At 36.1% G+C, this 12,078-nt stretch carries 12 protein-coding genes; 10 read left to right on the top strand and 2 right to left on the bottom strand.

What is annotated here, in order from left to right:
* Window positions 1-142: 142 nt before the first annotated feature.
* Together AC4BD1_RS06500 and AC4BD1_RS06495 are read right to left on the bottom strand one after the other, a co-directional pair.
* Entirely contained in the window at window positions 143-1,324 is a 1,182-nt protein-coding gene (locus tag AC4BD1_RS06500) for a NupC/NupG family nucleoside CNT transporter (protein ID WP_206908006.1), read from the bottom strand.
* Between the two features lie 224 nt (window positions 1,325-1,548).
* Window positions 1,549-3,051, bottom strand: coding sequence for a DUF1846 domain-containing protein (locus tag AC4BD1_RS06495; protein WP_206908004.1), 1,503 nt, complete (start codon window positions 3,049-3,051; stop codon window positions 1,549-1,551).
* Between the two features lie 224 nt (window positions 3,052-3,275).
* Here AC4BD1_RS06495 and AC4BD1_RS06490 point away from each other — a divergent pair, with 224 nt between their 5' ends.
* From AC4BD1_RS06490 to AC4BD1_RS06445, 10 genes are all read left to right on the top strand, one after another.
* On the top strand, window positions 3,276-3,479 hold the full coding sequence (locus tag AC4BD1_RS06490; RefSeq protein WP_490485340.1) for a hypothetical protein: 204 nt from the start codon (window positions 3,276-3,278) through the stop codon (window positions 3,477-3,479).
* Window positions 3,480-3,699: 220 nt separating this feature from the next.
* Window positions 3,700-4,602, top strand: a complete 903-nt coding sequence (locus tag AC4BD1_RS06485; protein ID WP_206908001.1) for a viral A-type inclusion protein — start codon at window positions 3,700-3,702, stop codon at window positions 4,600-4,602.
* Entirely contained in the window at window positions 4,599-5,702 is a 1,104-nt protein-coding gene (locus AC4BD1_RS06480) for a hypothetical protein (protein ID WP_490466094.1), read from the top strand. The genes AC4BD1_RS06485 and AC4BD1_RS06480 overlap by 4 nt, the downstream gene beginning before the upstream one ends.
* A gap of 97 nt (window positions 5,703-5,799) precedes the next feature.
* Window positions 5,800-6,318: a hypothetical protein gene (locus tag AC4BD1_RS06475; RefSeq protein ID WP_490466093.1), complete on the top strand. Its 519-nt coding sequence runs from the start codon at window positions 5,800-5,802 to the stop codon at window positions 6,316-6,318.
* Window positions 6,299-6,688: a DUF4430 domain-containing protein gene (locus AC4BD1_RS06470; protein WP_490466092.1), complete on the top strand. Its 390-nt coding sequence runs from the start codon at window positions 6,299-6,301 to the stop codon at window positions 6,686-6,688. The genes AC4BD1_RS06475 and AC4BD1_RS06470 overlap by 20 nt, the downstream gene beginning before the upstream one ends.
* Window positions 6,689-6,733: 45 nt before the next feature.
* The gene (locus AC4BD1_RS06465) at window positions 6,734-7,669 is read left to right on the top strand and encodes a cation diffusion facilitator family transporter (protein ID WP_490466091.1); all 936 of its coding nucleotides are present in this window, start codon (window positions 6,734-6,736) and stop codon (window positions 7,667-7,669) included.
* Window positions 7,670-7,809: 140 nt separating this feature from the next.
* Window positions 7,810-8,589: an AzlC family ABC transporter permease gene (locus tag AC4BD1_RS06460; RefSeq protein ID WP_206907989.1), complete on the top strand. Its 780-nt coding sequence runs from the start codon at window positions 7,810-7,812 to the stop codon at window positions 8,587-8,589.
* Window positions 8,582-8,899, top strand: coding sequence for an AzlD domain-containing protein (locus tag AC4BD1_RS06455; RefSeq protein WP_206898002.1), 318 nt, complete (start codon window positions 8,582-8,584; stop codon window positions 8,897-8,899). The genes AC4BD1_RS06460 and AC4BD1_RS06455 overlap by 8 nt, the downstream gene beginning before the upstream one ends.
* A gap of 292 nt (window positions 8,900-9,191) precedes the next feature.
* Window positions 9,192-10,040, top strand: coding sequence for a BglG family transcription antiterminator LicT (gene licT, locus AC4BD1_RS06450; RefSeq protein ID WP_206907987.1), 849 nt, complete (start codon window positions 9,192-9,194; stop codon window positions 10,038-10,040).
* A gap of 125 nt (window positions 10,041-10,165) precedes the next feature.
* Window positions 10,166-12,064: a beta-glucoside-specific PTS transporter subunit IIABC gene (locus AC4BD1_RS06445; RefSeq protein ID WP_490485339.1), complete on the top strand. Its 1,899-nt coding sequence runs from the start codon at window positions 10,166-10,168 to the stop codon at window positions 12,062-12,064.
* Window positions 12,065-12,078 lie beyond the last annotated feature (14 nt).

Raw genomic sequence — 12,078 nt, 5'->3', positions numbered from 1 at the left:
AGTTATTAATATAACCTAATGATGCTTAAAATGAAAAGAAGAGGCTGGGAAAAGTTTTGCTCCCAGTCTCTTTCTTTTGAGTCAATTTAATTTCACGATGAGATAAATTAAATTGGTTTGATACATCTTGTTTGTCTGTTTTTTAAATTAACAAACCTGTTACAATCGCACTAAGGAAGCTGACTAATGTTGCAGTAAGCAAGATTTTCAAGCCATGCTTTGCGACCAAGTTTCCTTTTTCTTCATTCAATCCTTTCATCGCGCCAGAAATAATTCCAATAGAAGAAAAGTTTGCAAATGAAACTAAGAAAACAGATAAAATAGCTGTGGTTCTTTCTGTGAAATGAAAGTTTCCAGTTGAAAGTTCAGTCATGGCGACAAATTCATTAGTCACTAATTTTGTTGCCATGATACTTCCAGCATCAACTGCTTCATTCCAAGGAATCCCACTGATAAAAGCAAGTGGGGCAAAGACGTATCCAAGGATTTCTTGGAACGTAATGCCGAATAATCCGTTAAAAATTGCATTGATCATTGCAATCAAAGCAACAAAACCAATCAGCATTGCTGCAACAGTCACTGCAACGTGAAACCCATCTAAAATATATTCACCAAGCATTTGGAAAAATGTTTGATTTTTATCTTCTTCAATAATCAACTCGTCTTCTTTAGGATCGAGTTCATAAGGATTAACGATCGAAGCCATGATGAAGCCGCCAAGCAAATTTAAAACAAGCGCAGTAATCACATATTTAGAATCAATCAAGGCCATATAAGAACCGACGATCGACATGGAAACTGTTGACATTGCGGAAACGCTCATTGTAAACAAACGTTTTTCAGATAAGAAAGGTAGTTCTTTTTTTATAGAAATAAATACTTCAGATTGACCTAAAATAGCAGAGGCAACTCCGTTATACGATTCCAATTTCCCCATACCATTGATTTTGCTTAACCCAAGACCAACTGCTTTCATAAATAAAGGCAAGATTTTGATATAACGTAAAATTCCAATAATTGCTGAAATAAAGACGATTGGCATCAAAACATTTAAGAAGAAGGGAAAGCTTCCTTTATTTGCGACACCAGCAAAAACAAAGTTGACACCTTCACCGGCGAAGGCTAATAAATGGTCAAATAATTTTGCTGCAACAGAAACAACTGCGTGACCCACAGAAGTTCGCAAAAGCACAAAACCAAAAACTAATTGAAGCACAAACATAACAAGTAAAGGCTTCAACTTGATTGCTTTTTTATTATTGCTAATGAAAAACGCAATCGCTAAAACTAGTATTAAACCGACAATTCCTAATACATAACTCAAAAAATCACTCCTAACAAAATTCCGTCTAATTTTACCTGTTTTCATAACGAAATACTAACCTTTCAATTAAAATTTCATTGTTTTTTTAGAGTGAAGCGGATACAACATAAAAACCATGTGATTCTAAAAAAAAGTTTTTAAAAAGAGGCGGGACTTCAAGCATAAAAAACCATATTGAACAAAAAAGTTCAATATGGTTTTGACACGTTTTATTCAAAAATTGATTACTGATAATAAAGATTTTCAGAGGGATAAACCGGCGCGCAAGTTAAATCGATTCCTAACTGTTTCAGCGTCTGCTCATCGTTTTTGTTCATCATAACTGTCGAATGCGCTTGGGCACCATCTAATTCACTAAGCTGTTCATAAGCAACTTGTGCAATTGGATTTGTCACTGCGCTAATAGATAAAGCAATCAAGACTTCGTTGATCGTTAATTTATCAATGGAAGAATGCAAAGCTTGTGACTTCATTCCTTGGATCGTTTCTAAGATCAATGGTGAAAGTAAAGGAATATCATCCGCAATATGTGCAAGATGTTTTACAGCATTCAAAATGACAGCTGCGGAAGCATCCATCAACTTCCCTGTACGTCCAGTAATAATTACATTATCTGGCAGTTCAATTGCAATTACAGCAGTTGGATCTTTTGAAGGGTTTTGAATTGTTTTGGCATATTCATGGGCAGGAGTAACCACTTTACGATCTTCAGGTCGTAGTCCAACTTCTTCCATGATTAATTTAATGCGGTTCACTGCTTCTTCATCAATTTGTCCTTTTTTAAAGTCACATTTTGTTTGGAAATAGCGACGAATGATTTCTTGCTTAGAGGCTTCCTGAACAACTGCGTCATCGGTGATGCCAAAACCGACACGATTCACGCCCATATCAGTAGGCGATAAATAAACAGATTCTTTACCGGTGATTTTTTCAATGATACGTTTGATGACAGGGAAGGTCTCCACATCACGATTATAGTTAACCGCTACTTTGTTGTAGGCATCAAAATGGAAGGAATCAATCATATTGACATCTTTTAAGTCAACAGTTGCAGCTTCATAAGCAATATTCAATGGATGTTTTAGTGGTACATTCCAAACTGGGAAAGTTTCAAATTTTGAATAACCAGCAGCATGTCCTTGTTGACTTTCATGGTAAAGTTGGTTCAAACAAGTTGCTAATTTTCCACTACCGGGACCGGGTGCGGTGACCACAACGATTGGTTTTGTTGTTTCAATATAAGCATTTTTACCAAAACCTTCTTCAGATACAATTTTATCCACGTTAACAGGGTAATCTTCAATTTCTGAATGTGTGTAAACTTTGATATCACGACGTTCAAGTTTATTGATGAAAACTTTCGTTGCTGGTTGGCCATTATAACGAGTGATAACGACACTATTGATCATTAAACCATAGCCGCGTAATTCGTCGATCAAACGCAAAATATCCATATCGTAAGTGATTCCGTAATCACCACGGATTTTGTTGCGCTCAATATCGCCTGCGTAGACACAAATCAAAATTTCTGCTTGATCTTTCAATTTTTGCAACAATTTGATCTTAGCATCCTCTTCAAAACCAGGTAGGACACGTTTTGCATGCTTGTCGTCAACTAATTTTCCACCAAATTCCAAATATAATTTGTCATAGTGATTTACTCGCTCCAAAATATAAGTAGATTGTTCTTCAATATATTTTTCTGAGTCAAAACCGATTTTTTTCACTAGATTCCCTCCTTAAGTACTAAAGCATTTTTTCATTTTTTTACTGATTCGTCAACCTTCGTGAGAAAATTTGAAGAAAAGAATCATGTTGATTTTAAATAATCAGTGATTTTAACTAGAAATAGTTAGATTAAAAAAACAGAAAAGTTTCCGTCAATTTTTTGATTCTATCTTGTCTACGAAGCTATTCATTGGTATGATACTTTTGATAAGGAAGGTGTCCTATGAAAAAAAGACAAAAAAAGAAAAATGCTTATAAAAATTATATCCGTTCGATTTTTACTGGGTATGAAAAGATGCTAGAAAATCCTGAATTAGGCGAACTTAGACTTTCATATTTAAATGAAGAAACATTACTAACTCGCGACGAACAACAACGCATTCATTTCACAACCCGCGAACTGCCTAACAAAAAAAACAATCATTGATTGATGAAAGCAGATAAGAAGAGTTGCCGCAAGTGTGCATTCTCTTACGCTGTTTTAAGAGCTGTGACATGGGTCTCTCGCCTTTGTTACAGTTTTTTTGTTTTTTAAGATTTTATCTAAATGAGCGAGCGACTCGTTATTTCCGTGTCCCATTTTGTAACAATTTTTCGAAGAAAATGGTACTATTAAGTTATCAATTGAAAGCAAGGAGGTAAAAAATATGAAAGATTCTTTAACAGAAGAACATCATGAACCTGAGACGGTAGAGATGGATAAACATACTGATGAGTCATCTTTTGATGATATTAAACAAAAAGCAAGTACAAACTTATCTCAATTGCTAGGAGACTTGCAGGCATTTGAACAAGCTGTACGTGAAGAAAATATTCCTGAAATTTATCGACTATACAATAGTCATTTAAATGATGAGTTAAAACGAAGCTCAAATGAAAACCATGAAATTGATCAATTACTTATGAGAAAAATCCAAGATCGTTTCCTGCAACAATTTCCTTTTATGGAATTGGTAGATGAACTATCGCCAACTTTAAGTTATTACAAAATTGGCACCTACTACCATGAACGTCCAACGATTGCAATTGACGCTAGTTTGCCGGAAATTTTTGTTTTACCGCAAATTGATGCTGAGTGGGAGCAATATGCCCAAGGTGAAGTAGTAGATTATAGCCATGAACTAAATGAGTTGGATGCAAAAGTAATTACTGCACAAACAGAAATTGAGCGTCTGGATGAAGAAATTGGCGCATACAATAAAAAGATAGCTGCTTTAGAAGAGTCAAAAGGTTTCTTAAACCGAAAAAAAGTTGATGAAGAAATTGAAGCATTGGTAAAAGAAAAACAAGTTTATGAAAATGAAAAGCTAGGTTGGCTACCTTATATTGACGAACCAGCTAAAATTCAAAAACAAAAAGAAGATATGATGCAACAAGCAAAAGCAGATCAACTAAAAGCTGCCATCGTACAAAAAGAACAGCGCCAAATTACGCGTTACTTTGGTGGGAAAGAAAACTTTGGTCCAGCTATTCATCAGTTTTTAATGAATTACCTTGGTAGTGAAAACCCTGAAACAACAATCCTTGATGAAGGAGGTTTGGAAGAATGAGTGAGTACGAAAAAGAAGAAGCAGAAAAGGTAGTCGAACCTTCAGAAATCGAGAACGAAGAAGCAACAGTTGATCCAACGGAAGAAACAGTCCTTGCTGAAACAACGACTGAGCTTTTAACAGAATCAGATTCTGAAGAGGAGCAAGGCACAGTTGAAGGAACAAAAATTCATGAAAAAGAAAAAATCGTTCCTCAAATGACCGCTGACACAACGCTTGCAAAAAAAGAACAAGCGTTAGCTGATAATCAGTCTTACTTAAGTGGAAAAGAACAAGACCACCAAGAAATCGTTCAAATGATTCATGAAGCTGAAGTACAGCTTGCTGATTTAAGAATGCGTAAAGCATTCATTGAATCTGGATTTTCGGAGTTGCTAGGTGCGTATCAACAATATATTTTAGCTGATGAGCCAATTTCGCCGATTGCTCGAACGAGTTTGGTTGAATACTTTGCCTATGAGCTTTTGAAACCTTTAAATGACATTGGTCTAGAATTGTCAAGAACAACCTATGATACATGGGAAACACGTCATTTTTCAATTAATTACGCGTTAGATGATTCAGACAACTTGATTTTTTCTTTTGCACTGCCAACGATTGATGAACGTTATCAAGTGGATGCGATCAACCTCTTGAAAGTTTCTCCAGAAACAATGACGATTGACGTGAAAGATGACCAAGTTTTAGCACTTATTCGTTATTGGTCAGTTGAGCGTGTCTTTTCAGTCGGACAAATGACGATTTTTAATCATAAATTGAATCAATTATTGGAACATGCTCGGCAGCTTGGGTTCACTGTCAATGAGACACTTTTAGATAATACCAAAGTTTTACGTTTGAATTTACAAAGTGAGTTCGAATTAACGGAGCAAGTTCTTGATGATATCTTTATCGTTGCAATGGAGCACCCACAATATGATATGGAAAAATTAGGTGAAGATGCTTATGAGGTCTTACTTGATAAAGGCCAATCATTGACGGTATCCAAAGAAGGAGAGCAAACCGCATTGTTTGTTTCTTCTGGTGAATATCATCGTTCGGTTATTGATTTCTTTATCAACTATGAGTTTCTAATTCCATTAATGGTACGAAAAGTCTGAATACTGGAACGTTGTTAATAATGAAACTGGCACAAACTGGAACACGCGGTTTGTGCCAGTTTCAAGTGTTGATTTTTAAGATTGAAGAGGAGAAAAAATGAGTGCCAGAAAACTTGCACAGTTGAGTATGCTCAGTGCTGCTTGCGTAGCAGGTAGAGTAGCTTTTCAATTTATTCCCAATTTCCAACCTATGACGGCAATCTTGTTAATGGTCGTTTTTTACTTGGGAATGGTTGATGGATTGATTGTCATGAGTTTGTCGCTAGTAATCAGCAGTTTTTATTTTGGCATAGGCCCGTGGGTAATAGGTCAATGGCTTAGCTATGGGGGAATTTTCTTGTTGTTTACTTTATGTAGACAGTCGAGTTATTTCAGAACAAGTGGTTGGTTGAAGGGTATTTTCTTTTTTTTAGCAGGTTTTATTTATGGAGGACTAATGGCGATTTTTGATACGGTATTGTATCAGTTACCTCAGCCTTTCGTTTATTATCTACAAGGTATTTCATTTGATGCGTCGCATGCAATAGGAAATTTCGTTTTTTATGTCCTTTTCTTTCCTATCGTACAGCGACTAGTAAAACGATTTGGGGGAAAAAATGAAAAAGATTATTTATAGTTTGGTTGTCGTTCTTGTAGGTCTGGGAATATTAGGTGGATGCAGCACTATAGAAAAAACAACTAGTAGTCAACTGAGCGCCAGTGTGCAACGGCAAGAAGCAACAATCCTTCTTCAAGAAAATGGGAAAGAATTCGCTAATCAGAAAGTTACTTTTGAAACAGGCGAAAATCTTTTAGAAGTTTTACAAAAAACTTTTAAAGTTGAAGAAGAAAAAGGATTTATTACCGAAATTGAAGGATACAAACAGGATCAAACGCAACAGAAGTATTGGTTGTTTACGATCGATGGTGAATCTGCTACTAAAGGTGCCGCTGAAATTGAATTGAAACCGGGACAAAAAATTGTCTTTAATTTAGCAAAAATCTAAGAGTAGACTCAAAGGAAAATGAATCTATAGAAAAGAGGAACATAGGTGGAAAATTTAAAAAAAAGTGGCATGTTTTCTGTCTTAGCAGCATTGGGTGCCAATATTTTAGTTGCGATCAGTAAATTTATTGGTTATGCGATTAGTGGAAGTGCTGCAATGTTGAATGAAAGTATCCATAGTATCGTTGATTGTAGTAATCAAATACTACTATTATTTGGTAATAAACGTGCTGCAGCTGGTCAAAGTGACCTTCATCAGTTTGGAGAAGGTCGAGCAAAATATTTTTTCAGTACAATTGTTGCAATGATGCTCTTTTTTGGTGGGGGCGCACTAGGTGTCATGGAAGCTTTTGAAAAACTATTGCATCCTGCACACGAAGTAGAAAACCCGATGATTATTTTAGTTATCTTGTTATTCGGAATTATTATCGAAGGAAGTTCTTTACGGATTGCATTTAAAGAAATCAAAGAATTGAATACAGAAAATCTATCACTATTAGCCTTTTTACGTGAAAGTCGTCATAGCGAAATTTTGATTATTTTCACAGAGGATTTTTGCGCAGTAATTGGTTTGGTGTTAGCTATGGTGGGAACAATTTTAACTATGGTGACTGGCATTGCTGCTTTTGACGCAATCAGTGGTCTGTTAATTGGTTTCCTATTGATGGGTGCCGCTATTTTCCTTGCGAAGGAATTTTATAGTCTGATTATTGGTGAAAGTGTGACTGCGCATGATTTAGTGTTAATCAAAAAAGCATTTGATCGACCAGAAATAGAACGGTTAATTGATATTAAAACAATTCACATGGGACCAACTGAAATTTTGGTTGCGGCGAAAGTGGACATTTTGGACATCAAGGAAGAGTTTGCTTATGCAATTGTCAACGATATTGAACGAATGATCCGAAAAAGTTTACCTGACAAGAAGATTTATATTTATATTGAAACCGATAAGTATGATCCTAATTACCACCGTGAATAAGCTTGGATGAAGAAAAAAGATAAATTGAAGCTGAAATGAGAAAAATTTAATATTGTTTTTAGATAAAACGGCTACAATTTATTGAAATTATGTTACAATGAGTCCGCTGTTTATTTGTTGTAATCAAAGGAGACATTTTAATGAGTAGAAAGAAAACTGCGCCATGGCTTCAGTCTTTTCATGCAGTGATGCCGCTTTGTTTTAGCTATATCCCGGTTGGGTTAGCCTGTGGTGTTCTGTTACAGAAGGTTGGATTTGATCCATTATTGACCGGTTTATTATCAATTTTGGTTTTTTCCGGCGGTGCGCAATTCTTAGTTGCCTCAATGTTAGCAACACATGCATCATTTGCAACAACCATCTTGATGGTATTTTTCTTAGAATTACGTTATACATTGTTAGGCTCAAGTCTTTCAGTGTTTATGAAGAAAGAAAGCCGTCCATTTTTAGCTGTCTTTTCACAATCACTAAATGATGAAAACTATGCAGTTAATTACTTGAAATATTCAACAGATCCAACTTGGAACAAGCAAAAAGCTATGTATGTCAATTGGTTTTCTATGGCCGCTTGGGCAGGAAGTAATGTGATCGGAAATGTTTTTGGTTCAGTGATTCGAGTAGATGCTGACTTAGTTCATTTCGCGTTAACTGCGATGTTTATTTTTATGTTTATCATGCAAATGAAGAATGGTTTATTGATTTTGACTGGTATTTTTTCCGGTGTCTTAGGGGTTGCTTTTATGATTTTATTCCAAAATACATTTGGCTTGATCGTAGCAACTGTGATTGCTTCTTTCGCTGGATTACTTTTGGAAAAAGCTTTCCAAAAAGAAAAAGAGAAAAAGTTACGACATCGCGCGGAACAAGTAAACGAGCCGTTGTTTAACTTCCCAGATCAGGAGGCGCAAAACCATGAGTAAAGGTTATTTGATTTTATTAGTTGCTTGTTTATTTCTAGCAGCTTACATTCCCAGAGTGGTACCGATGCTTTACTTTACACAAAGAAAGGTTCCTGCCTGGTTTAGTGATTGGATGAAGTACGTTCCAGTAGCGTTGTTCTCTGCGTTGGCATTTAAAGATGTTTTTATCACACATGAGCATTTAGATTTTGCTTGGAATATCAAGATCTTAGCTATGATCTTAGTAGCAGGTGTAGCGTATAAAACGCGATCTATGGCGTTATCTGTAGTAACTGGTTTAGCAGCCGTTTTTTTATTATCAATGATTTAAACAACGAAGTTAAGGGTGGGACATCAATGCGTCCAAGCCCTTTTTTTGTTGCCAAAATGAAAAAATATCTCTCTGGTTTATCAATGGTAGCAGAAGAAATAGTGTGTCAGTTTTTTCGTACGGAAGTGTAAAAAAAATTGTGAAAATCAGATTGACAGCGCTTACTAAAAATGGTAATTTTATTTTAGGATAGTTATTATTCAGTTAAGCTAAACCTAAACGACATTTATTTGTGGTGTCGTTTGGGTCTTTTTTTATGCATTGGTGAGGCTGAAAGAGATGGGGGAGTCAATTGAAAATTCTGCGGATTTTGAATAACAACGTCGTAGTTGCTTTAAACGATGAAGGACAAGAAATCGTTTTGATGGGCAATGGTTTAGGATTTCAAAAAAAGCCTGGTTTTAAGGTTGATCCAGGGAGTATTGAAAAAGTATTTGAAATAAAGAATCAAAGTGAGTCGTTACGAGTGGAACAAATGCTTTCAGAAATTCCTGAAGAGGTGATCATAATTGCTTTTGATATCTTGAACTACGCAAAGAAAAAGCTGAACAAAGAATTTAATGAAACAAGCTTTATTTCTTTTGCGGATCATTTATACACGGCGATCCAGCGTGAAGGCAAAGGGATTCAAATGAAGAATTTTCTATTATGGGATATCAAACATTTTTTCCCAGAGGAATTAGCTATTGCACGAAGAGGTATCCAATTCATCAATGAAAAAATGGGTATCGAGCTATCCGATGACGAGTCTGGTTTTTTAACGTTACATATCGTAAATGCTGAGTTGGACATCACGAATGAGTCAGCCGTCAGCCTTACACAAATGATTGAAGAAATTCTAACGGTTATCAAATATACATTGAAGATCAACTTTACGGAAAACGATATTTACTTTCAGCGTTTCATTACCCATCTACGATTTTTTGCGGAGAGAGTGTTGAATGCAAGAGGAAGGGAAGCAACCGAAGAACGAGTCGAAAATGAACTATTTATGCTCGTCAGCCAAAAGTATCGTGAGGCTTTTGAAGCAACTAAAAAGGTAGTTGAATTGTTGGCAACGCGTTGGAAATATCAAGTCTCTAAAGATGAACAAGTGTATATCACTATTCATATTGCAAGAATCATCGAAAAAACGAAGTAAGAGAGTTTCTCTTAAAATAAAATGAAAGGAGTAAATTTGGCTTACAGCAAAAAGAATTGGATCGTTACATTTAGTTGGCGAGACCTCTGGATTAAAAAATATATTTAAATTTGGAGGAAAAAATCATGGGAAAATATGAGCAACTAGCACAAGATATTGTCAAAGAAGTTGGTGGAAAAGAAAACGTTAATTCATTAACAAACTGTATTACGCGTTTACGGTTTAAGTTAAAAGATGAAGGGAAAGCAAATACAGATGTGTTGAAAAACATGGATGGCGTCGTAACGGTTATGCAATCAGGTGGTCAATACCAAGTGGTGATTGGCAATCATGTTCCTGATGTACGCAAAGATGTGGATGCGGTTTTAGGATTATTAGAGGAGAAAACAGATTCAGGGCCAAAAGGGAATTTATTCGATCAATTTATAGATATTATTTCAAGTATTTTCCAACCGATTCTAGCACCATTATCTGCAGCCGGTATGTTAAAAGGGGTTGCCGCAATCTTGTCATTTGCTCTAGGTGCAGAGTTTGCAGCAACACCGACTTATGCTGTAGTCAATGCCATGGGAGATGGATTATTTTTACTTTTACCGATTTTTATTGGTTTCACGGCAATGAAGCGTTTTGGTGGATCACCGTTTTTAGGAATGATGATTGCAGCAAGTATGGTATACACCGGATTTATTGATGGTTCATTGACCAGTCAATTTGCTGAAAGTGGTGGTTTGAATTTCTTTGGTATCCCATTTTCACTTCCAGCGGCTGGTTATGGTTCAAGTGTGATGCCAATCATTGCATCAACGGCATTTGCCGCATTTCTTGAAAAACAATTACGAAAAATCATCCCTGATGTTGTTAAGCTATTTCTAGTACCGTTTTTCACTGCGTTGATTACCGTTCCCTTAATGTTTATTGTGATTGGTCCAATCATGAACACAGCTTCAGAAGCATTAGGAAATGGGTTACTTGCAATTCAAACCTTTAACCCGATTATCTTTGGTGCGATTTTAGGTTTTACTTGGCAAATTCTGGTCATGTTTGGGCTTCATTGGGCGCTAATTCCATTTGCAATCATTGCTTTGTCTCAAGGACAACCAACAGCTTTATTGACACCAAGTGGTAGTGTTTCCTTTGCTCAAACTGGAGCAGTTTTAGCTGTTTTGTTAAAAACAAAAAATGCCAAATTGAAAGAATTATCTGTTCCTGCATTCATTTCGGGGATTTTTGGTGTAACAGAGCCAGCAATCTATGGGATTACTTTACCTAAAAAGAAACCATTCTGGGCATCTTGTGTCGTTGGTGCATTTACAGGTGGGACGGCTATGGCTTTAGGGTTACAAGCATATCAAATGGGTGGACTAGGAATTTTCCGTTACACAGGTGCTATTTCTCCTGATGGCGATATTAAATTTGCGATTTATAGCATGGTTTTAGATGCAGTGGCATTAGTTGCTGGCTTTGGTTTAGCTTGGGCGATTGGCTTTAAAGATGATGAGCCAACAATTGCGATGAGTAAAGAAGAAGCAAAAGGTTCATTTGCAGTACAAAAGAAAAAAGTAGCAAAACAAGAAATTTTTTCACCAATCACAGGAAATATTTTACCGTTGAGCCAAGCAAAGGATGCTGCTTTTTCAGAAGGAATTATGGGAAAAGGTGTAGTGATTGAGCCGACTGTTGGTGAAGTTGTCGCACCTTTTGACGGAACGATTATGACTTTGTTCCCAACAAAACATGCAATTGGAATTATTTCTGAAGATGGCATGGAATTATTGATTCATATTGGTATCGATACGATCCAATTAGAAGGAAAACATTTTGAAGTATTTGTGAAACAAGGTGACACGGTTAAAAAAGGAGATAAGCTAGTTCGTTTCGATATTCAGGCGATTGAAGAGGAAGGCTATAGTACACAAGTTCCAATAATTGTAACGAATACTCCTGATTATGCGGATATTATCATGACGGATGAAAATGAAGTACAGCAAGGAACATTGGTTTCCACCGCTATTCTTGCTAATTAAACCAAAAATGAGGG

This window comes from Enterococcus sp. DJ147D b (genome assembly GCF_058216655.1).
The sequence above is the reverse complement of the archived record's forward strand: the minus strand, read 5'-3'. Positions and strand labels throughout refer to the sequence as shown.

Excerpts from the sequence above, each read along its gene's own strand:
- AC4BD1_RS06490 (WP_490485340.1), top strand. The coding sequence starts at position 3,276 with ATGAAAAAAAGACAAAAAAAGAAAAATGCTTATAAAAATTATATCCGT.
- AC4BD1_RS06475 (WP_490466093.1), top strand. The coding sequence starts at position 5,800 with ATGAGTGCCAGAAAACTTGCACAGTTGAGTATGCTCAGTGCTGCTTGC.
- AC4BD1_RS06455 (WP_206898002.1), top strand. The coding sequence starts at position 8,582 with ATGAGTAAAGGTTATTTGATTTTATTAGTTGCTTGTTTATTTCTAGCA.
- AC4BD1_RS06470 (WP_490466092.1), top strand. The coding sequence starts at position 6,299 with ATGAAAAAGATTATTTATAGTTTGGTTGTCGTTCTTGTAGGTCTGGGA.
- AC4BD1_RS06445 (WP_490485339.1), top strand. The coding sequence starts at position 10,166 with ATGGGAAAATATGAGCAACTAGCACAAGATATTGTCAAAGAAGTTGGT.
- AC4BD1_RS06480 (WP_490466094.1), top strand. The coding sequence starts at position 4,599 with ATGAGTGAGTACGAAAAAGAAGAAGCAGAAAAGGTAGTCGAACCTTCA.
- AC4BD1_RS06485 (WP_206908001.1), top strand. The coding sequence starts at position 3,700 with ATGAAAGATTCTTTAACAGAAGAACATCATGAACCTGAGACGGTAGAG.
- AC4BD1_RS06460 (WP_206907989.1), top strand. The coding sequence starts at position 7,810 with ATGAGTAGAAAGAAAACTGCGCCATGGCTTCAGTCTTTTCATGCAGTG.